The organism is Brevibacillus fluminis (genome assembly GCF_003710825.1).
Classification (GTDB): Bacteria; Bacillota; Bacilli; order Brevibacillales; family Brevibacillaceae; genus Brevibacillus_D; species Brevibacillus_D fluminis.
This window is the reverse complement of the sequence record NZ_RHHQ01000002.1, coordinates 77119-99921: the sequence shown is the minus strand read 5'-3', so window position 1 is coordinate 99921 and position 22803 is coordinate 77119. Positions and strand designations below refer to the sequence as shown.

General features: G+C 47.4%; 16 protein-coding genes and 1 pseudogene. 15 read left to right on the top strand and 2 right to left on the bottom strand.

Annotated elements, in window-relative coordinates:
- Positions 1 to 371: 371 nt before the first annotated feature.
- Entirely contained in the window at positions 372 to 1217 is an 846-nt protein-coding gene (locus tag EDM56_RS00600) for a hypothetical protein (RefSeq protein WP_122915935.1), read from the top strand.
- A 557-nt stretch (positions 1218 to 1774) separates the two neighbouring features.
- A complete protein-coding gene (locus EDM56_RS00590) occupies positions 1775 to 2290 on the top strand; it encodes a tyrosine-type recombinase/integrase (RefSeq protein ID WP_122915934.1) in 516 nt (171 codons plus the stop codon).
- A 150-nt stretch (positions 2291 to 2440) separates the two neighbouring features.
- Here EDM56_RS00590 and EDM56_RS00585 read toward each other — a convergent pair whose 3' ends face one another.
- Positions 2441 to 3244 carry a hypothetical protein gene (locus EDM56_RS00585; protein WP_122915933.1) on the bottom strand — a complete coding sequence of 268 codons (804 nt, stop codon included), beginning with the start codon at positions 3242 to 3244 and terminating at the stop codon, positions 2441 to 2443.
- A 149-nt stretch (positions 3245 to 3393) separates the two neighbouring features.
- Between EDM56_RS00585 and EDM56_RS31290 the strand changes: the two genes are divergently transcribed.
- The 6 genes and pseudogenes from EDM56_RS31290 to EDM56_RS00560 all read left to right on the top strand — a co-directional run bounded on the left by EDM56_RS31290 (position 3394) and on the right by EDM56_RS00560 (position 11395).
- Entirely contained in the window at positions 3394 to 3549 is a 156-nt protein-coding gene (locus tag EDM56_RS31290; protein ID WP_183192234.1) for a hypothetical protein, read from the top strand.
- Positions 3550 to 4239: 690 nt separating this feature from the next.
- Positions 4240 to 4518: pseudogene (locus tag EDM56_RS31285) on the top strand (Ig-like domain-containing protein); the annotation flags it as partial.
- Between the two features lie 1507 nt (positions 4519 to 6025).
- Entirely contained in the window at positions 6026 to 6562 is a 537-nt protein-coding gene (locus EDM56_RS00575) for a hypothetical protein (RefSeq protein ID WP_122915931.1), read from the top strand.
- Between the two features lie 301 nt (positions 6563 to 6863).
- The gene (locus EDM56_RS00570; protein ID WP_122915930.1) at positions 6864 to 7484 is read left to right on the top strand and encodes a DUF1533 domain-containing protein; all 621 of its coding nucleotides are present in this window, start codon (positions 6864 to 6866) and stop codon (positions 7482 to 7484) included.
- 482 nt (positions 7485 to 7966) lie between these two features.
- On the top strand, positions 7967 to 10510 hold the full coding sequence (locus EDM56_RS00565) for a DUF1533 domain-containing protein (RefSeq protein WP_122915929.1): 2544 nt from the start codon (positions 7967 to 7969) through the stop codon (positions 10508 to 10510).
- 246 nt (positions 10511 to 10756) lie between these two features.
- Positions 10757 to 11395 (top strand): hypothetical protein, encoded by a 639-nt coding sequence (locus EDM56_RS00560; protein WP_122915928.1) that lies wholly within the window; start codon positions 10757 to 10759, stop codon positions 11393 to 11395.
- A 70-nt stretch (positions 11396 to 11465) separates the two neighbouring features.
- Here EDM56_RS00560 and EDM56_RS00555 read toward each other — a convergent pair whose 3' ends face one another.
- Complete coding sequence (locus EDM56_RS00555) at positions 11466 to 11909, bottom strand: helix-turn-helix domain-containing protein (protein WP_122915927.1); 444 nt, start codon at positions 11907 to 11909, stop codon at positions 11466 to 11468.
- 194 nt (positions 11910 to 12103) lie between these two features.
- Between EDM56_RS00555 and EDM56_RS00550 the strand changes: the two genes are divergently transcribed.
- From EDM56_RS00550 to EDM56_RS00520, 7 genes are all read left to right on the top strand, one after another.
- Complete coding sequence (locus tag EDM56_RS00550; protein ID WP_122915926.1) at positions 12104 to 12310, top strand: XRE family transcriptional regulator; 207 nt, start codon at positions 12104 to 12106, stop codon at positions 12308 to 12310.
- Positions 12311 to 12321: 11 nt separating this feature from the next.
- The gene (locus EDM56_RS00545; RefSeq protein ID WP_122915925.1) at positions 12322 to 12792 is read left to right on the top strand and encodes a hypothetical protein; all 471 of its coding nucleotides are present in this window, start codon (positions 12322 to 12324) and stop codon (positions 12790 to 12792) included.
- Between the two features lie 169 nt (positions 12793 to 12961).
- Complete coding sequence (locus tag EDM56_RS00540) at positions 12962 to 16876, top strand: Ig-like domain-containing domain (RefSeq protein WP_122915924.1); 3915 nt, start codon at positions 12962 to 12964, stop codon at positions 16874 to 16876.
- A 178-nt stretch (positions 16877 to 17054) separates the two neighbouring features.
- Entirely contained in the window at positions 17055 to 17996 is a 942-nt protein-coding gene (locus tag EDM56_RS00535) for an accessory Sec system S-layer assembly protein (RefSeq protein WP_122915923.1), read from the top strand.
- Between the two features lie 16 nt (positions 17997 to 18012).
- Positions 18013 to 18945, top strand: coding sequence for an SLAP domain-containing protein (locus EDM56_RS00530; protein ID WP_122915922.1), 933 nt, complete (start codon positions 18013 to 18015; stop codon positions 18943 to 18945).
- 73 nt (positions 18946 to 19018) lie between these two features.
- Positions 19019 to 20002, top strand: a complete 984-nt coding sequence (locus EDM56_RS00525; RefSeq protein WP_122915921.1) for an SLAP domain-containing protein — start codon at positions 19019 to 19021, stop codon at positions 20000 to 20002.
- 241 nt (positions 20003 to 20243) lie between these two features.
- Positions 20244 to 22796 carry a S8 family peptidase gene (locus tag EDM56_RS00520; RefSeq protein ID WP_246009211.1) on the top strand — a complete coding sequence of 851 codons (2553 nt, stop codon included), beginning with the start codon at positions 20244 to 20246 and terminating at the stop codon, positions 22794 to 22796.
- Positions 22797 to 22803: the final 7 nt, after the last annotated feature.

The window sequence follows — 22803 nt, the reverse complement described above, 5'->3', positions numbered from 1 at the left end:
GCCATGGTGGTATAAGACGAGAATAGCGATGTAACGCCTCCTACAATTGTTTCGGCAAAGCTGATTCCAAATGGAAACGGGAAATATGATAAAGTACAAATTCAATTTTCGGAACCCATTGAGGATTCATCAGTAAGATCCTCGGATTTTACAATTACTGGATCTAGTGGGTCGTTTAATGGTTCTACAAATGGAGCTTTTTTTTCTACGAATAGGGCAGATGGTACAGTAGATACTGATGTAAATGATGAATTCATTACGATTTCGTTCAATGAAAAAACAAGCGTTACTTCGATTTCCTATACACGGGGAACACTTGTTAATCTATTCAACAATTCGTTGGAGAATCAGACGGTAACTCCTATTGCTCCATGATTAGTCAAAGCAATATGCGTATAGTCAATACAAGAGAACGGAATCATTCGGATAAAGAACAGTCGTATGTCATTGAAATTGAAGAATCAGATGGAATAATAGCCAGTGCTTGTTTGAACATTGAGAATGAACGTGGGGAAGTCGTTGAGTTCAAATCTATTGATGTTAACGAGGACCATTCAAAAGAAATCCTATTTTATGAATTAGATAAATTGGCTTTCAAAAAAAAAGTAGAAACTTTAACATTCCCTTGTACTTACACTCAATTCCCTGTTGATCTCAGGGCAGACAGTAATGATCACTTTTTATTTGGTCATGGTTGGTCTAATCAAACTAATCAACATGTTTTTTTGTTTGATGGGATAAAAATGGCGAATGATCAATGGTTGAAGAATCAATTTTTATCAAATGATTATACTATTGATAGTGTTTTGACCTTGACTGAACATGAAAAGCAGGAGATTTCTACTGGTTTGGATGAGTGGTATCCTGCTCGTTTTCATCCATTGCATTATCAAACGATGGGGAAAAATAGCCTTGTTCTTCGTCATAAAGGTGAAGTAATTGGTTGGTGTATCACCTGTGTTGCAGGTCAGAATATTCTGCTGTATGATAATCTATTTGTTAAAAAGGGATACTGGAATATGGCTAGAAGTATTTCGTTATTTGGAAAGGCACTTCAAATTCAACTAAGTGAGTCGCCGATCCGATATGTATCATTTACAGTCCATGGAGATAATATACCGCTCTTAAAAATTATAAAAAAGAGAAGCATGAGTTATATCGTGGATTATCAAAATTTAAAGGTTTACGTTAAGAAAATTTCAGGGATAGGGGAATAGCTGCCTGTCACGACTCGAAAAATGTCGAAAGAGTCTATCGCAAAAATGCGGTAGACTCTTTCCTTCTCTTTTGACCGAACTCACTGCAAAACATTCCGGAAACTCGCTGAAAAATCTCTCCTTACATTCTGGACTATTTCGCTTTCCAGTCCTAGAAAGGAACTCGTCCCTTTTTCCCTCGCTTTAAACTATAAAGAATACAGTCAGTGACCCCAAAAACGTACCGTCAGGAAATATAAGCTGTTAATATTAATGTAGATAGAAGCTCTACAACCATTTACGGATGTAGGGCTTTTTGTCGTTCAAAAAACCAAAAGGAGTTGTTGTTCATGCTTTTCCCAAACCTGCAAACCAAGACACTAGGGGGCACTGTTTTCTGGGACACCCTGGACAGGAGGAACGGTTGGAAACTACAGTAAATCGTGTTCACCCAGCACTTCTGCATTCTCGACCCAGACAACGTAAGACAAGCATGGCGTCAAGATGAAGGTGAGATGTGGCGGACGTTCCGCATGTTTGCGGGATCGCGTGGTGAGTAATGAAAGGTGGTCATTCAAGTGGATGTGATTCAGCATTTTGAACTATACCTTATTGAGAAGGGTTTTGCTCAAAAAACGATTCAATCATACATGGGAGATTTAAAATGGTTTTGTGAGTACCTTAAAACAATGGGCGTAGAAAAGCCTACTGATTTAAGGCGATACTACATTACCAGCTACAAGAATCATCTTTTGGACCTCAAGTATTCAGTTGCTACGATCAACAAGAAAATCAACTCAATACAGGCGTTCAATCGATTCCTGATCGAACGTAAACTGGCAACGGAACAAGTCGTCACGCTACGTAAAGACAGGATCAAGGTGGCAGCAGGTAGTGTGGGGGAGGTCGAGGTGTTTTCAGAGCAGGAGGTAAACCAGCTGCTGTTCTTTGTCCAGGACAGGAGCAAAGTCAGCCAGCGGAACCACCTGATTGTTTGGCTTCTGCTGTATACGGGTGTTCGTGTAAGTGAGTTGTGCTCTATCAAGCTAAACGACATTGATTACTTAACGAATACGAGCTTTTCTTTTTGGTAGCGTACCAGGTGAGTCACTCGGCGGTGCGATGAACGGAGCGGTGAAAAGCGTTGGGCTACATGGAGTGGGTACCAATCGCATCGACCGCCCCGCCACTCGGGTCAAGATAACAATCTCACTGTTGGCCATAAGACTGCACAAATGTATTCCTTAATAAGCTATGCTTTTTGAAATAAAGCCCACAATAAATGATCCGTCGCTATTTGGATACAGAATAAACCAAAAGTTCCCGTTCTCTCCTATTGCTACAAGTTTGGTATTTTTTACAAAGGAACCAATCGACTTCCCATTTGCAGATGGTATAGTAAACAGATATCCCTTTTCGGATTTGATAGTAATACCTTTCGGCGCAATGGTTTTAAAGCTGGTGGTATGATTCTTGGACACATACAAAATTGATTTTCCAAATATGGCCGCATACCATTCGGAAAGATTCACGGCATCCAATTCTAATGGTGTTCCATAGGGAAGAAACCCTATGAGGTTCTCTGGGGTGTTTACTGTATCTTTAAGGACTGGCGCTTTTTCAACAGCAATAATCACTACCGTTATTCCATAAATTGGTGTCACCGATGTATCTTGTGGGGTAGGCTGTGGAAGTATAGGTGATGGCGGTATTGGAAAAGTAGTGGGAAGATTTATGTTTTCAACGAAAGTGGAATTCCAAATCCTTGCTTCTTGGCTTACGTCTGGCAAGATGATTTTGGATCCTACACCGGCGAAAAGTCCCGGCGAGGATATGTAAACCGTTTTTCCCTCATACCGCCAAATTGAGATCACACCTACGCCGTATTGAATCATGTACATATCTCCATTGGCTCTTACGATAAGGGCTTTACTATCACTGTCCATGACCTTGTGTAAGTAAACGCGTTCAAATGATTCTGCTGATACTGTGGAAGTCAGGCTAAACAATAAAAGTAAAGTAAGTAAACCAATGAACCATCTCCGCATTTTCATCATCCTTTTTGACTATAGATTGCTTGATCATATATAGAACATTATGCTGTTGAAGCGAAGAAAATGGTCTTCCGGTACTATTTTAGTGAAGTCGAACCAGACGGAGGTATACTGCGGAGCGATAAGCGGGTCGGTGAGAATCCTTGAATCGCATAGGATGGGGTGAAATCGCACCGACCGCTACGCCAATCAAGGAAAATGAACGCACTCATGTCTCGCAGAAAAACGGTACAGTGATTGCCCGCAGTGGTGCAGTGAGCGGGGGAGAGCCAGCCGAAGAGGCACATGGCCTTTCGTAAAGATGCACCGACTGCACCAACAGTGCAGACGGAACAAGGAGAGCAATCCCCTCACGTGATGGCTGATAACACATAAACAATCGATGACAATCATGGAGAATCAAGGCTAACTGAAAGTAGGATGGGGATTCTTATATCTAACCATCATATCTTATTCATAATTCATAGGAGGAACGAAAGCCGAAAGATGCTACTTGAGCCACCCAGACAAAAAAGAACAAAAACGAGGGGGGGAGAAAGAAGCTATCTTTCGGTAAGAGTGGATTAGGTACTTTTTCTTAGCCTTTATTGAATGCTAGGGAATTCATGTGCTTTTTTGTAGGTGATTTCCAAATTAGGAACAACGAAGGGGTGAGAGGGGGGGAATCCATCTTTTTGTCTATATAGAAAATTTACATCCAGCAATGGAGTTACCTTCAGCATAGCATTTCCTTCATAAAAGCTAGATGAGTCTTTGGTATTACTTACCATTTGTGTGTTGTTTTTATAATATTAAATCAGTTCAATTTTATCTACAGCATATTTTTCCAATGTGCTATTATACCTTTGGGGAAATAAGTTGATAATGTTAAGGAATTAGACTCTACGATTGATGACACGCCGTGTGCGATGAAAGTCGCCCGCACGGTGTAGGCCTGTTCGAAAACTGCCAGTGACAGTCGGTTAGACAGGAATAGCACACCAGTAAACAATGCACCTACAGCAACGAATCAAACAGCCAGCGGCACAGTGGGAACACTGTACACATTGGACCTCAGCACAATCTTCAGTGATGTGGATGGAGATATATTGACGTACACAGTAGTTGGAGACAATGGAGCAGCGAGTGCGACATTGAATGCTGACAAAAAAACAGTGGAATACACACCAGCTGCAGGAGAAGTAGGCACTGTTGTAGTGATCACGGTTAAAGCAAATGATGGAACAGTGGATAGTGCGGATGTAACCATTACACTTACTGTTTCATAATTTATGAGCTGAGTAGTACCAGTAGTTTTCAGGAAAATGTAGAAAAAGGCCTTCCCTGTTAAGGGGGGGGGGCTTTTTCTTTCTTTTGGACGAGAATTACTGAGATAATGCTTTTAAGAAGTTTTTGGCTGAAATATACTTTACCGTCCGTCCGAGTAGAAAGCTTAAAATCGAATTAAATTGTAATGGTAACACATTCAGAGCTGTCAAAGCATAAGGGTAAAACATAAAACCAATCAACTACAAAACTCAAAATGGTATGGATGGGAAGACGATCCGAACGAAAGAGACTCTGTATGCTAATGTATCAGTCAATATAAGAGAATACCGCTAACCGTCCTATTGATTGGCGTATTTTTTAACGCTTTTACATACATACTGTTCAGAATTTGTTGAGATCTTTGTGATAAACTGAGAATGGGGAAATAAGCGTTCAATTCATCACGGCTTGTGAATAGAGAGACTACGATTGATGGAACGCCGTGTGCGCTGAAAGGCGCCCGCACGGTGTAGGCCTGTCGAAAATCTCGATGTTCGGTTTTGAGGACATTGTAGATTAGGCAGGAAAAGACCTGTCAGTACAGCACCGACCAAAGCATCTATTGCGATTACAGACAATGCTACTGGCGATGATACCCTAGACCTCGCAAATGTGCCTGCTAATGCTGTTATAAATGTTTACGACGCACCATCAAACGGAAACATCATTGCCACTGGTACGCAAGGAAGTATCGCAGGACCTGCCTCACTTACGATCACAAACGGTTTTGTTTCAGTATCGCAAGTCTATTTGGCGCTCAAGGAACCGAACAAAGACGAAAGTGTCAGAGTTCAGCTACCGATTATGGATTTGGCCCCAACTTCTACACTAACTCTGATGTCCATTTCCTGGGATAATTCGGCAGGGTACACCGATGTCCATGTGTATTTGAATGGGGTTGAGAAGGGGCCTGTCGGAAGCAATGCTTCTTCTTACGAGTTTTCGGGTTTAAACGCCGCTACGACTTACACGGTTCGGTTGGAGTTGAAAGATCCGACTGACGATGCACCGACACTCACGATTACGAAGAAGATTCCAACGCAAAATGAATTGTAGTTGAAAGGAACTCCATAATTAGAATCTTTCCTTCAGCCTGTAACAAGTGTTGCAGGCTCTTTTTTGCAGGAAATGTTCGATGTTCAGTATTTGTTTAGTGATTCGATGGTATGCTCAAATATGGGGAAATAAGTTAGGACCTTGACTCAGAGTTTGGGATTTTGAGATTGACGGCACGCCGTATGCGTTGAAAGGCGCACGTACGGTGTAGGCTCGATTCGAAAGCCGTGTGTATTGTGTATGGCGGTATAAGACGAGAATAGCGATACCACTCCTCCAAACGGACTCAGTGCAGGTGTTACGGGAATCCAAAAGCTTGGCAGTACAACTGTAGCGACATTGACCCTTGTTGATGCTGATGCAGTTACAGAAGGTGTAGTTCATTACAAGGTCTTTGTAGGCGTGAATGCCATGCCTGGAACCAATCCAGCGGTGGATCATTATCAAACGATCACAGGAACTGGCGCTAAAGATATTGATTTGACGGCGCTTACGAATGGCGCAATTGTTCCCGCCAATGGCGATAGCCTCTTTTTTACTGTGGTCGCAGTAGATGCAGCGAATAATGCTTCTACTCCAGCTCTGAATGATGAAACATCGATTGTCTGGGATAAAGCCGCACCTGCAACACCGACGGGGATTCTGCTTACTGACAATCTAGGGGCTCCTACCATGCATATTTTGTGGGATAATCAGTCAAGTGACCCCGATCTGAAACGATTTGATTTCTATGTCAACTTTAATGCTCCAGCGACACCAACGCAGCACACGTACTATCAGGAAGTATCGAAAACTTTCTATAACGGTACAATGTTTATTGGTGTTGGCAATGATTTAGAGGGTGTACAGAATGGTAATGAGGTTTATGTAAGTGTATATGCTGTTGATAAATACGGGAATACATCGCCAGCAGCAGAGGCTCACGCTACCTACTCGTTATCTAATTAAAGCAACTGTTTGTAAAATAGGTTTCGTTATTTACCAGGTACCATTGAATAAAACAAACTAAAATTTCCAAAGTGAAAAGCGCAGAAATCTCAAACACGGGATTCTGCGCTTTTTTATCGTAGTTGCGCACATGTTTAGAATTTGTTCAGTACCGATTGCTTATGATAGGAGTGGGGAAATAAGCAGATTCGTGTTTCTATCAATTGATGGCACGCCGTGTGCGATGAAAGTCGCCCGCACGGTGTAGGCCTGTTCGAAAACCGGCTGGAGAAAGAGAGGCAGCGGGTTAGACAGGAATAGCATGGGAATTGCATTAACAGCTGATTCAACGGCAAACAATGTAGACAATCCACTTGAAATTACGTTCGTTGACAATGCAAACTGGGAAACAAACGTTACAGCTGTATCTGTGGATGGTATTGCACTGGCAACAGGCAAGTATAGCTTGTCTTCCGGAAAATTAACAATTAAGCAAGGAGTTATCCAAAATGCGGGTGATCATACCATCTCGGTTACTGCAACAGGCTACCAACCGTCTGTAGTGACACAGACTGTAACTGCTGGTGAAGCGATTCTTGCCAATTCGAGTGCTGTGGCTTTATCCGATACGAATAGTGATGACGAATTTTTCACAGAAGTTACGTTAACTGCGAAAGACCAGTACGGAAATCCTGTGAGTGGGTATCAATTTAAGTATGCCCTAACCGTTGTACAGGGTGAGGATCCAGCGGATACGTATAAGGTAGATGGGTTGGATGTAACCGAGAATAAAGGCGTGACCGAACTGCAGCAACTGACAGATGCGGATGGGCAAGTCAAGCTCCTTATCATCTATGCTGATACCATGGGTAATACGGATGAATTGACTTACAAAATCTATCTCAATGATGGAACAACCATGATTCCTGTAACGAATCTGTAAAAAGCGGTATGGTTTGTTGCCCCTAACAGCGAATTTAATTCGTTGTTAGGGGTATTTTTTATGGAAGTGTTTCTATGAGGGAGGATGGACAACACCTGGTTTGTTCAGAATTTGCTTAGCGCAGGACTGCTATACTACAAGCGGGGAAATAAGACGTAAGATAGCTAGCAAAGAATGAGCTTCTACAGTTGATGACACGCCGTGTGCGATGAAAGTCGCCCGCACGGTGTAGGCCTGTCCGAAAGCGAATGGAAATTCAGCTAGGCAGGAATAGCATTGTTACATTTGGCCCTAGTTTTGAGAATGCAATCGTTTCAAACAAGACGTATTCCAATGTCATTATCACAGCTAATACGTTTGGATTAAAAAATGTTCATATTACAGGTAACCTGAGTTTGAAAGCATCCAGCACTATTACGCTTGAAAATGTAATCGTTGACGGAACCACAACCATTCAATAATAGAAAGGGGGGAAGCAACCTATGAATAAAAAAATGTTAGCCTTTGCTGTGCTGTCCACAGTCATTTGGCAAACGGCAGTCGCTCCGGCGCAAGCATCCATTACATTGATCGGCTCAACACAGTTGAACGGCGATGTCATCATCAATAATCCTGTTCAAATTAATGCAGATGATACGGCAAAGGCGGGGGCTCTGGCCGGAGCTAACGTAATCTTACAGCCGGCCACAACCGGAAGCATAAATTTGGGAGGCGTTACTACCGGTTCTTTGGTTATTGGCAACAACTCTGTTGATACTGTCCAAGGGTTTGTCGCACCGGTGAATGGTGTGCAGTCCGCTTCTGGGGTTTCAAGCGTTCCGGCGTTTATTACACCTACTGGATCAGTTTCAACGCCGGCTATTAGTGGATCAAGCCCCTCCATTTCGCCAACATTGTCTGCAGACTCGACGGATGCAAAAGTCGGGAAAGACATTGAGCTGACCTTTGCGACAAACGCTGATTGGGAAGGGAAGATCACCTCGTTAACAGTGGATGGCGTAGCAGCTGCTACAGGGAAATATGCTGTAGCCCCAGGGAAAATCACGCTTGACTCGACGCTATTCCCGACAGCGAAAAGTTATACAATTGTCGTGAAGGCGACAGGATATCGAAATTCGGCGGTATCGCAACAAATTGCGCCAGCAGATCCTACTTTAATTGATGCGCCTGTTTTGGCTGCCGATACAACCGAGGCGAAGGTAGGCAAGGACATCGATATTACCTTCCCGACGAATACTACTTGGGAAGGCAAGATAACGGAAATCGAACTGGATGGAACGGCGGTTGACGCAGGGAAGTATACGGTGGCGTCAGGGACAATCACGTTAGACAAGAGCTTGTTCACGACAGCAAAAAGCTACGCGCTAGTGGTAAAGGCGACGGGATACAACCCGGCGACAGTGAGCCAGGTGATTGATGTGGCAGATCCGGTGGTGGTCGATCCACCCACGTTGACTGCCGACACAACCGAGGCGAAGGTAGGCAAGGACATCGATCTTACCTTCCCGACGAATGCCGCTTGGGAAGGTAAGATAACGGAAATCGAACTGGATGGAACGGCGGTTGACGCAGGGAAGTATACGGTGGCGTCAGGGACAATCACGTTAGACAAGAGCTTGTTCACGACAGCAAAAAGCTACGCGCTGGTGGTAAAGGCGGCGGGATACAACCCGGCGACAGTGAGCCAGGTGATTGATGTGGCAGATCCGGTGGTGGTCGATCCACCCACGTTGACTGCCGACACAACCGAGGCGAAGGTAGGCAAGGACATCGATATTACTTTCCCGACGAATGCCGATTGGGAAGGCAAGATAACGGAAATCGAGCTGGACGGCACGGCGGTTGACGCAGGGAAGTATACGGTGGCGTCAGGGACAATCACGTTAGATAAGAGCTTGTATACGACAGCGAAAACTTACACGCTAGTGGTAAAAGCGACAGGATACAACCCGGCGACAGTGAGCCAGGTGATTGATGCGGCAGATCCGGTGGTGGTCGATCCGCCCGCGTTGACCGCCGACACAACCGAGGCGAATGTAGGCAAGGACATCGATATTACCTTCCCGACGGATACCGCTTGGGAAGGCAAGATAACGGAAATCGAGCTGGACGGCACGGCGGTTGACGCAGGGAAGTATACGGTGGCGTCAGGTACAATCACGTTAGATAAGAGCTTGTTTACGACAGCGAAAAGCTACGCTCTTGTTGTAAAAGCGACGGGGTATAACCCGGCGACCGTGAACCAAGTCATTGCGGAAGCGGATCCGGTTGTACTGGATGCACCTGCGCTAAGTGCCGATACATCGGAAAACAAAGTAGGTAAAGACATTGATATCACGTTCCCTGCTAATGCTGACTGGGAAGGAAAGATTTCGTCGGTAGAGGTGGATGGTACCGCAGTTTCTGCAAACCAATACACGGTCCGAACGGGAAAAATCACACTCGACAATCGTCTTTTTCCATTTGGTAAAGACTATGTAATTGTCGTAAAGGCCCCAGGTTATACCGTTGCACAAACAACGCAAACGATGACCCAGGCGCAGACTATCTTCATATCTGAGTATCTTTCAGCCGGAACGGGTCAACGAGCGTTGGAGATTTATTATCCATTTGGAACTGAGCTTAAGAAACCAACCGGATATGAACTAGAGGTATATCAGTGGCTGGATACGACAAATAAGATCAGAGTACTCACAATACCCCTGGAGTATTTGCGTGCAAATGATGTAAATATAACAATCGATAGCACCTTTTACGATTTTATGGATGTGACAACAAGCTGGTACTTTAATAATGAAGCGCAACTTAGCGGAACAGGAATTCATAACTGCGCCTTTATTATTAAAAAAGATGGTCAAGTGATGGATGTGCTCGGTGATCCAACCGGTTCGTCGTATCTGCTGGACGATGGGGGCACGATTGTGCGGAAGCAAGGCATACTTGGGGGAACGGAATCTTACATTCCGGATCAATGGGATCGTTATCCGAAAGGTACATTCAACTTCATGGGTAGGCACACGCCATAACGTGCATCCAAAAGTAGTAGCTATTGGTTGCTGTTGTATTGCTTAAGATAATCCTTATTGCTTTTGCAGTTCTGCCAGTTTGATTATAGCGAGCAACAAAGAGTAGGTACCTAATTCATACGAGGAAGTGGCCTGTTTCCAACGAGACAGGCCCTTTTCCATTTTCTACAATCTCTTTCCCTTCCCAAATCCCCGCCCATCCCCTATAATAAAACTGCTAATTACCAAATATTTGGAGTTGATAGAATGTCCTTGCTTCACAAACCCGTCAAAACGGTCTTACTCATCCTTACCATGCTGGCTGTCATACTGGTTGGCATCATGCCTGCCTTTGCAGCTAACGCTGTGCTTCTCGACAAAACAACCATCACCGCGGAGCTTCAGTCAACCTCCAAAGCCGATACGTATAAACTGAAAGTGTCAGGGGTAGCGAAAACCAAAGACATCAGCAAGATCTATGTGAAAGTCAGCGACAAGTCTTACAAAGCCACGTTCAAAAGCAGCAGCAAATCGTTTTCACTCAGCAAGGACATCACGATCAAGGGTACGAAGCCGTTATCGATCTCCATCGAAGCGACTGCCAAAAATGGTGACAAGGAATCGCTGTCTATCTCCCTCGCCGCAAACGCAGAACTGATCGACCGCTCGTCGCTCAAGGTGACCAAAGCCAAATTCATGACACGTTATGCTTACACGATCTCAGGCAAGCTGACTGCGGATAACGTGACCTCCGTAGAAGTGACCATCGGCGATCGTGTGAAAGAAGTGATCCCGGAGAACAAAGCCTTTTACATCGAGGTTATTGCCAAAAACGCGACTAGCGTAACCATTAAGGCAGTCGATAAAACGGGCAAAACCGATACGTATACCTACACGATTAAATAAACCAAAACCTCCCGCTGCTTCTCCTTCTCTAAGAAAAGCAACGGGAGGTTTTATTTTGAACGCATGGTGACTAAGCTTTCTCTTTTTTCTTGCCCCGAGCAGGCTTGCTTTGTGTCTCCAGCAGATGCAGCTTGAGCAGCTCATCTGCAATGCCGTGCAGCAGCTCGACTTTTTTGGGTGGCAGTGCACTTGCTTTGCTGGCAAGAGAGGCGGCCAGAGCGGCAGATTCGGCAGAATAAACCGCAGGATGGGTAGTAGATTCCCGCTCGCGAACCAAAAAAGAAGCGGGGTCTGTCCCTACCGCCAACGTCAAATCTTCCTGCCCCTTCAGAATCCAGTCAGTAGAAACGCCGAAAAACGTCGAAAGCGCGACTAGCGAATTCCCTCCCGGCACACTGCCTTTTTCCCATTTGTTCACACTGCCGCGAGAGGCGCCGATCTGATCTTCCAGCTCATTCATGGAAATGTCCCGCTCCTGCCGCAATGCACGTATTCGATCCCCGATGGAACACATGAACCCACACCTCACAAAAACAGACTGAATAACAAAGGAATATGAATAATATCCATAGAAAATAATCAGTAATAACAATTGACTAAACTGAAAATAATCAGTAATATGGAAAATATGGGAAGTAGCTTCCCAATGAAATTATATCAGTTTCCCTAAAGGCTTGGCTACGCAAGAGGGCGAGTGGAGGTGAATTTATGGTGAGAAAGCGGCCCATTTCCCCATTGGGTTGGGCCATTAAAAAGAGGCTGGCGGAATTGCAGATGGATCAGCGCGAATTTTGCCAGCGCTATCATATTCCGGAAAATCGACTCGGCGACATCATGACCAATGCTCGGAAGGCAACGAAATATCGTAACCGGATCGTGGAAATCTTGAACCTTGAACGGAACAGAGACAGTTAGGAGGACAGGCTATGCGTGCCTTTGACCCGGATTCATGGGAGGATTGCTTGTGGTGGTTTGAAGATTCGCCTGAAACAATAGAAGTGATGGGAAAACAAAAGAGAGACATCATGGAGTGGGCGCAGCAAAAAGGAAAAACGGTGCGCGAAAGCATCGAGTGGTTTCTGCAGCTTGAAAAAGCGCGCAAATGGAACCGGGAGAAAGGGGAAAAGGATTTCCTCGCGACACGGAGAGCAGCGATTTTGGACATTCAGGAGCGGGAGAACAAGGTGAAAGCGTGGCTGGCTGAAAAAGGTAAGCGCTTGGAAACCGATCCGGTCTATGCGGACTACTTCAATTATCAGAAGGAACAGATTGTTCTGGAACTGCTCAAGGCGAAAATTTCAATACCCGCCATCATTCGCTGCACGGAAATCGCGCCGGAGGAAATTTTACAGATACGAATGAAAGGTGAAGAAGAAAAACTTGCGATTGGAACATAAAGCAGATGATAGGCCTCTCCCTAGCCGCAGTTCGGCAAAGGGACGGGGCGTTTATTTTTTTCATAAGGAAGTATGTGATCGCTTATCCGAAATATGGTAAATTGGTAGAGTGATCCAATTAGTAATTTTAGGAATTATCCTGTCGATTGAGGGAAGGGAGAGGAACTTTTTGTATTTACGCACGATGAGATACTTGCTGATCGTCGCTCTTGTCGTAGGCATGGTGCTGCCGACAGCAGGTTTTGCCCAGTCTGTAGAGGCGGTGCAGGAGCAGCCAGCCGCGGTGGTAGAGCCGTCCGCAGAGCAGCCGACCGGACAAGCAGCCGTACAGGCAGAGGAGCCGCAGCAGGCTTTGGCTCCAATCATACGCGTGACAGACGCGAACCAGAAAGAATACAAGAATGGGGATACTGCAGATACCGATGTGGAGGTTACGATCTCCCATACCGCTTCTTTTCAGTACACAGTGCAAGCCGACAATGCGGACGAGTCCTCTGAAGGCAGCTCCGATGAGCCAGTCACCGTAAAGCTGGTGGGAAAAGCGGATGGTATGCCACACACCTATGTCATAACCGCGACGGACAAAGAAAAGGCAGAGCTGAAAAGCACTTTTGAATTGACGATTACAAAACCTTCTGCCGACCTACCTGCTGTTGAGCAGCCTAAGCCGCCTCGTAAGCCACGGGTGAAATCGCAGCCACAGGTGCAAGCGAATGATTTGCAGGTGACGATTACCGCTACCTCGGGAGCGAGTAAGATTGCCGAAGGTGGGACAGCAACAGATGATGTGCTGATCGACATTAAGCCAGCGCAAGACGGTTTGGGGTTTACCTATTCGGTTACGGTGCCTGATGATAAAGTTCAGCCAGACGACAAGAATGAAGTGTTAACGAATACCAATAAAGCTGTAGCGGATAAGGGAAGTACTTTTCCCCTCAAAGGAAAAGCGGATGGAACTGAGGTCAATTACGTAATCACAGTAAAAGGCGGCACGCCTGAACCTGTTTCCACTTTCAACCTGAAAATTGCGCAAAAGCAAATGACCATCAGCAGTCCGCAAACGGGAGCAACGGTCCAACCAGGCGACAGCATCGTGCTCAATTTCGACAAGCCGTTGAAATATTGGGAAAACGAGTCGGATGTCATAACAGGCACGAATGTAACCGACAAGTTTGCCCTAATTGCTTCGATTAAAAAGCAAGGGGATCAAACGGGAGTCACCTATACGGCTACCTGGGACGGAAATGCCAAAATCACCTTGAAGCCAAGCGCAGCGCTCACCTACGGTGCCAAATATGATATCACCGTGCAAGAGAAAAAAGTCAGAGATGCCAACTACCGTTTCAACAAAGCATTCACGGCCACCTTTACGGTCGATACGCAGCCTGCAACGTTTTACCCCGCGCCCAACGCAACAGGCGTCTCGCCATTAGTACAACCGACCGTCACCTTCACCAAACCAGTGTTGCTTGCCGGCAGCAAACTGCCGATTACAAGCGCCAATGCCGCGAGCCTGATCGATTTTAACGGCGGGGCGTTTACCGCTAGCTACAGCGGCCAGGTGATCACCATCACCCCGACCAATCCGCTGATCAATCACCAAAGCTATACGCTGAAGTTGAAAGCCGGCGTGGTCGTGGATGCCAATAATAATCCGAATGCGGAAGCTTCCGCAGTTTTTACAGTAGAAGATAACGCTACGCCGTACGCTACCATTACACCAGCGCATGGTGCGACATATGTGTCCAACACGGCTGCTCTGAAGGTGAAATTCAGCGAAAAAATGTATCTGGCGGGCAACGGGTTTGTTGAACTGAACGCTTCCAACGTAGGCAGCGTCAACATTTTTAGCCTGCTCGACGAATCCAACTATCCGGTGGCGACGACCAGAACCTATGATGTCGTCAATAACGAGCTGTACATTACACCGGTGGCTCCTCTTGCCTACAGCAAGCCATACCGTCTGCAGGTGAATGCGGGTGTGCTGCGCGATGCAGCGGGTAACTATAACACAGCGGCGTTCTCCCAGTTTACGACGACACCCGACTTTTATCCGCCGTATCTGGTGTTTACACCGTCTACAGGCACTTCGGGTGTCCAGCTGAACGCCAGTGTGGTCATCAAGTTCACAGAGCCTGTGACGTTACAGACCTCTGCGTTGGCCGACTTTGTAACGATCAAGGACATCAATGCCAACAGCTTGATTGCGTTCCGCCCTACTTGGGATGCTTTTACGCAAACGTTGACGCTGACACCATCTGCGTATTTGCAGCCGAACAAAGGTTACATTGTGACCGTGATGCCGAATTTAGTACGCGATGTAAGCGGACTGGGCAATCAGCTCTCCACAAGCGTTTTTTACACGCAGTATGACTTGACGCCTCCGACCTTCACCTCCGTTCCGCTCAATGGCGCTTCCAATGTCGTCGTTAACGACACGTTTTATGTGACGGTGAGCGAAGCGGTGAAACGGGGGAATGGAGAAGAGCTTACTAGCGGCAACGCGGGAAAAGTCGTGTATCTCTACGACTCCCTGAACAAAGTCGTGGCGACGAAAGTAACGTGGGATGCTGTCGCCAACAAGTTTGCCATTACGCCGACCTATCCACTGCGCTCTGGCACGAGCTACCGTTTGGCGATTGCGGCGGGCGAGCTGCGGGACCTGGGCGGCAACCCGAACAATTTGTTCTATAGCGACTTCCGCACAGTCGTGCAGTGGGGAGCGCCGATCATCTCGGCAAGCATTGCGAATGGACAGACGAACGTCCCGCTCGACGGCCAACTGTTGATCTTCTTTGACAAGCCTGTTTCCTATGCGGACGGGACTGCGCTTACTAACAGTAACATTGCCAAGCTTCTGACATTCCGGGATGAACGCAACGTAAACGTGCCGTTTACCGCAAGCTGGGATGCAGACAATCTGAGGGTGACGGTAACGACCAAGTCGAAGCTGCAGACTAGCCAGAAATATAACGTCGCGATTGATGCAGGCAAAATCATGGACGGTCTCGGCAATCGGAACAACGCGTTCGGCATCCTCTTCACCACCGTTTCCGCCGCGGACCTGCCGACGGTAATCTCCGCACCGGTCAATGGTGATTACGACATTCCGATTGATACGGACATCAATCTGCAATTCAATAAGCCGGTGCGCTTGGCGGATGGTAGTCCGATTACGGCATCCGCTATCGAATCCTTAATTTCGTTGAAAACGAGCCGACGCGATTTGGTATCATTCCAAGCCGAATGGAGCCCATCCGAGCTGGTGATGACGCTCGTTCCCAAAAAGCGTTTGTCCAAAAACGAGTCGTACACGCTCTATTTGCCGGCGAATGCATTTACTGACATGAGCAACAATCCAGTCCCAGCCTATATCGCGAGCTTTTCGACACCATACGATACCAATCTGCCAAAAATCGCGTCTGTGCCGATGAATGACGACACAGATGTGCCGGTGGATAAAAAAATAGAGGTAGTTTTCTCGGAGGATGTAACATTGAAAAATGGCACGAAACCGACCGCGACGACTTTGAAACGGCTTGTATCCGTCTATGACGAGAATTTCAAGACCGTCTCAGCCTCTTACTCGTGGAACAGCACGACAAGAACCTTGACCATCAAGCCGACGCAGCTGCTCCGGATCAATACCGCCTATACGATTTCGGTGGGCCCTGATTCGGTCTTCAACAAGTCGAAAAAAGGAAATGGCGGATACATCGCTACTTTTAAAACGACAGCGACGGCTCCTGCCATCAAAATCACCACCACGCCGAAGAACCTGGCTACCGACGTGCCCATTCGCGACGACCTCAAAGTGACGTTCAGCGATGCGGTGACGCTGGCGAATGGCTCCACGATTACCAGCAGCAATATCACAGGGCTTGTGCAACTGCTCACCGTAGACGGCAAGTCGGTTCCGTCCAAACTCACCTGGGATAGCTCCAAACGGACGATTACCGTCGATCCCAAGCTCTATCTGGAAAAGAAAAGCTACTATACGCTGTATATTCCTGCTGGCAGCTTCAGCAATCAGGCGGGAGCGGTCAATGATGAACTGAAAGTCACCTTTATGACAGGTAAGTAATGTATGGGGCCTTACTTTTCGGAGTAAGGCCTTTCCTTTTGCACAGGGGTTTCACCGCGATTTTAGAGTGGTAAATCCGTACATTCGTGGGGTGGTTTTTTTGCTTGTGGGGGCTAAGATATGCTATAGTGAAGGTCAAATAGTGCTTGACTAATGAGCAGACGGGAGCGTACCATACATGTTTTCCTTTTTGAAAAATTGGCGTAAAAACGATGCCGGGCAAACAACGGGAACGCAAGAAACTGTCAAAGAAGAGTCAGTGATGCCAGCGGGCGAAGCTGGTTTAAAAACACCTGTTCCGACAGCGGTTCCTGAGCAAACCGAACAGGCTACATCGTTATCATTGCATCCTTCCTGGGAGAAGGAAATGAACGCCCAGCAAAAGTATGCGATGTCCTTCATGGCGAACGACTTGACGGCAATCCAGGTCGGACACGTTGCCTTGGCGGGTATCCATTTGCATCCCCACGAAGAAGGGGTAGAAGTAACCGCATTTGTGCGTAATGGCTTGCCGCAGCCTGTTCGCCTCGGCAAGATGAATTTATTGGTATTAATCGGAGACAACGAGCTGTTCGCTCGCCAGGAATTCGATCTCGCAGAGCTGGATGAGATTCCGGCGTTTTCGGCGCGTCCATGGAGCTTTATTTTCCGGCGCGAGAATTTCTTGTTAAAAGACGTGATGCTCCTAAACTGGAAGCTCGCGTTTGAGCTGGCTCAGAAAAAGCTGGTGCTGCCGCAGCAGCTGGAGCTGGAAGAATCGTGGATCAAGGCGCTGAACGATACGCAGAAAAACAGCTTGATCGAACTCGCACGTAACCTGCCTCCGCTGCAGCCGAATGAAGTGAACGTGCAGAGCGTCCAGCTCAGCCTTGACGAAGAGGGCGCCTATCGTGCGCTGCTGTTGATCCGCAACGGATCGGAGCAGGCGCTAAATTTTGAAAAGATTCCGCTGTCGCTGCATGATGCGGCCGGCGACATCATCGCCCAGGGATTGTTCGAATTGGGCAGCTTGACTGTCAATCCGCATACCAGCAAGCCGTGGCTGTTTATTTTTCCGAAAGAAAGCATCGTCAAGCAAGATGCCGATATATCGCGCTGGAAGACTGCGTTGATTCAATAAGAAAGGGGAGGTACCCGTGTTTTCATTCTTTAAGAATTGGTTGAAAAAAGATGAAACAAGCTTGCGTTCGCTCGATGAAATCAAAAACGATTTGGCAGAGGATGCGAAGCCAAGACAGCAATCGTCCGAGTTGATTAGAAATACCGAAATGCAGTTAATCGATACTGAGCTGTCTCTCCACCCGGGATGGGAAGAGCGTCTTGACGGCGAAAAGAAGTATACACTGCGCTTTTTGCAGGCGGAGTTACCGAAAATGCCTGTGGGCACTGTCGGGGTGACGGGTTTTAGCTTGATTCCGGAAGAAGAGGGGATTACAGTCGCCCTGTTTTTCCGCAATGCGACAGAGCGCACGGCACGTTTTGAAAAGCTGACGCTTTCGGTATACCTCGATGACCGCCTTTTTGCGAATCATCAATGCGATTTGACCAATATGGGGGCAGTTCCGCCGGGAACCAGCCGCCCATGGGAAGTCTTCTTCCCGACAGAAAGCTTCGTAGACGACAATTTCTCCTTCTCACGTTGGAAAGTCAAAATGGATTTGGGCAATCGGACCCACGTTTGGCCGACGGAGCTTGATCTTGACCCGGAAATGGAAAAGCGCATGACGGAGACGATGAAGGACAAGCTGATGAAATTGGTAAACACGCTTCCTTCACTTGCCCCTGACCAGGTTGAAATGGTTGGCTTTGATTTGGGCAAGAAAAAGGATGGCTCCATCGTCATTTGTGCGTTGTTCCGTAACGCCACAGAGCATGAGTATGCGCCGCCAGCCTTGAAAGTGAGCATCACCGATGCTGCAGGCGATCTGGTAGTGAAAGGGACAATGGATACAAGCAAGCTGCGCGTGCAACCTCGCACGAGCCGCCCGTGGATTCTCGTTTTCCCTGAAAGCATCATTCGGAAGAAAAATGCGGATCTGCGCGAATGGAATCTTAACTTGATTGATTAATGAAAGCATAAACTGAGTACTGCAGCGGTCTCTTCTTTGAGTTGGACCGCTTTTGGAATGAGGGGGCTACAATATGAGTTGGTTACTGGAAAACTGGTTTGGTTCAAAAGAGAGCTTGGAGGATGTGAAGGAAGACATCCAAAATTATCTTCATCGGGAGACCTACATCGGGATCTCTGGCATCGAGAATCCTGAGCAATCGTCAACGCGTATTCCGGCAAAGGAACTGGAGTTAGCTTTTGTTGGCCCATGGGCGCAAAATCTGGATGATGCCGAAACGGAACTGATGCAGCTTGTGCATGACGAGATGCCTCCTGTCGTTCGTGATGAATTCGGGATCTTGCCGTTCTTCACCAATGTGCTCAAAGAAGGGTACTTGGTCTTGAGTTTTATCCGCAACGCGAGTAATCGTGAAGTTCTTTTGAACAAACTGCCGCTCGCCTTGGTAACCATGGACGGTACGGTTGTAGCGCGGAAAACCTTTGATATGCTTCAGTTTGGACCGGTAGCTGACCTGAGTAGTCGTCCGTGCGAGTTCATGTTCCGCTGGAGCGAATTCAGCTTTATTCCGGAGGAGGAAGTGCCTCTTTCTCTCGTTTACTTGGCGCAGTCGAAAAAAGATCCCAGCCGTGCGGAACAATTGCAGCAGGCAAGCAGCCTAACAGCAGAAGAGCAGGAAAAATACGAGAAGCTGGCGATGACCGAGCATCCTGTATCGAGCGGAAAAGTTGATCTTCGCGTGCTTGAAATCATGCCTGGTGAGGAAGGCGGATTGAAAGTAATCGTCCTGTTCAGCAATGGACTGGAAAAGCGTCTTGAATTTACAGAGGTGCCGATTTTGATTCGTGACCGTCAGGGTAACGAGGTAGCTTCCATGCATTATGGCATGAAGAATCTGCGCGTGGACGCACGGAGCACCCGGATTTGGGCCTTCTATGTACCGGTGGATTCATTGAAGACGACGGAGGTTGCACCGGAAGAACTGACTGCTTTCATTCCTGAGGCAAAGCCGGACAACGACTCGCGTGAGGATGAGCCAAAGGGCTTGATTCAATAATTGCAAAAAAACCTCCATCACGTTGCGACTGACGATTGGAGGTTTCTTTGTGAGAGCAACCCGAGGTGATATTGACGTCTGGATGTTTTTGGGTGAAAAGGGAAATTTTTTCTCTAGTGAATGATTGTGTCAACTAGGAGCTATCGGCTATGCTAGTAAGTAGCCATATTTTTTCCAAATGTTCGAATCGAATCGCAAGCCAGCTGTTGAAGGGAGGAAGAACTGCGATATGAGGAAGCACATGAAATCAGTATGTATCATAACCATTTTCGGCATGTTCTTCTCTACCTTTGATTATCAAAATGTTGTACAAGCCGCCAACTATCTTAATGATCCGTATTATTTGAAACAACAACATTTGAAGCAAATTAAAGCGGAGATGGCTTGGGATAAATATACAGGAAATACTGCCATTACAATCGCAGTGCTCGATACTGGCATTGATACGGATCATCCCGATCTTAAGGGAAACCTGGTGCCCGGCTACAATCTGGTGAATCCGAATAAGACTCCGGAGGATGACAGCACGAACGGGCATGGTACACAGGTCGCCGGCATTCTGGCAGCAAAAGGGAATAACGCGATTGGTGGAACGGGTGTGTTGTGGAATGCCAAAATCATGCCGATCAAGATTTTGGACCGAGAAGGCCGGGGAACTGTTGATCTTTTAGCAAAAGGGATTAATACTGCAATTGATCATGGCGCTAAGATTATCGTTACGTCTCTGAGCAGCATCAGCACCTCAAGTGCTTTGGAGAACGCGGTAGATCGAGCTGAGGCCAATGGCGTCATTATCGTCTCTGCTGCCGGAAACGAAGCGAATCGCGTTACATTTCCCGCCGCATATCCGACAGTTATTGCAGTCGGTGCGGTCCAAGCCAACAACAAACCGCTTTATCAATCCAACATCGGTCCGGAGCTGAATATTATGGCACCGGGATGGAATGTGTATACGACGGCCAAAGGCGGCGGGTATAGCTCCATGTCGGGGACCTCAGCTGCCGCACCACAGGTAGCTGGCGCAGCCGCGCTCATTTTGGCCAAATACCCTGCGATGACACCGTTGGATGTCCGCCAATTGCTCTATCAAACAGCAACCGATCTGGATACAGAAGGCTGGGACCGGAAAACCGGCTATGGATTGTTGAACTTGTCGACCGCCATGAAATCGAAGCCTTCATTAGACTTCTTGGAGCCAAATAACACGATGGCTACGGCAAAGCCATTTCCGATCGAGTCGCAGATACGTGCCCAGCTAGGCAACAACGACACGGTGGACTGGTATTATGTCGATGTTCCGTACGCGGGCAAAGTAACATTTACGTCCCTGATTACATCGCGCATCTCAACCCCGATGGCAGCCACTTTTTATGTGGAAGACCGTCAGCCGGTGACGTACTACCTCGGAAATGGCGATACGCTATCGATACCGTCAAAGGCTGGGCGGGTTTATATCAAACTGGAACGAAGCGGCGGGGTCGAATCGTTTACCTATACGCTGACCAGCTCGTTTGCCATCGGACCGGACCGCTATGAGCCGAACGAAAACCAGACGCAAGCGAGGCCGCTTCCGCCGGGCAATCACGTCTCAATCATCGGGAATTACGACAAGCCGAGCGACCGCGACTGGTTTTCGTTCTATGCCCGCGATTACGGCCGGCTTGAGGTCGAGCTCACGCCTGACAACGAACGGATGGACCCTGCTCTAAACATCGGCAAGGAAGGCAGCCAAATGTATGAGTACATCGGGGGCGACCGCGACAATCCGGGGGTGAAAGCCACGCTTGACGTTTCACCAGGCAAATACTTTATCCGTACCTATGATTATTCGGGCAGTCCGGTTAACGGCGAATATAGCCTCACGCTCGACTATACCCCGGTGCGCAAAGACACCAATGAGCCGAATGATACATATCGACAGGCGACAAAGCTTGGCAGCGGTAGCCTAATGACAGGCACGCTTGCAACCAAGAACGATTACGACTGGTTCCAATTTACAGTCGATTATGAATCGTATGTTACGATAAAAGCGCCAAACATTCCGGTTCAATCCGGCGTCAGTCTCGATCTGTACAATGCCAATAACATGAACTTCGCCCAGTTTTCGGAGACGGATGTCGCCCAGCTGGCGGATCAAGGGAAAAGCATCATGAGCTTGAAGTTGAACCCGGGAACGTATTACATTCGCCTGCACAGCTACGTGCCGTTCCAGTACGATGCTTATCGGCTGACTGTAACGAAAGAGCGGATGGTTGCCGGATACCGCGACATCACCACGCATTGGGCGCGGGCAGATATTGCCCGTTTGAGCCTAAAGCAAGTGGTGAATGGTTTTCCGGACTACACCTTCCGGCCAAACGCGGCTGTGACGCGGGCACAATTCGCGACCATGCTGATTCAAGCGATGAAAAAAAGCGGTCTTACCGTTCCGACTGTGTACCGTAGCAATCCGTACTCCGATTTGACACATAGCCATTGGGCGTATCAGTCGCTCATGCAGGCATACCAGCTGGGGATTATGCAAGGGTACGCCAACGGCACCATTCAGCCGAATAAATCGCTGACCCGGGCAGAGATGGCCCAGATGGTAGCGCGCGCCAAAGGCTATTATTTGTACCAGCACAGCTATTCCAGCTATCGGGACGTTTCGAGCAGTAACTGGGCTTCTCCCGCTATCGAGGCATTGTCATTGCGCGGGGTGATCAACGGATACAGCGGTAACTTTTTTAAACCAGGAGCTTATGCAAGCCGTGCCGAAATGGTAGTGCTGTTGGGAAAAGCATACGATCTGTAAGCAGGTA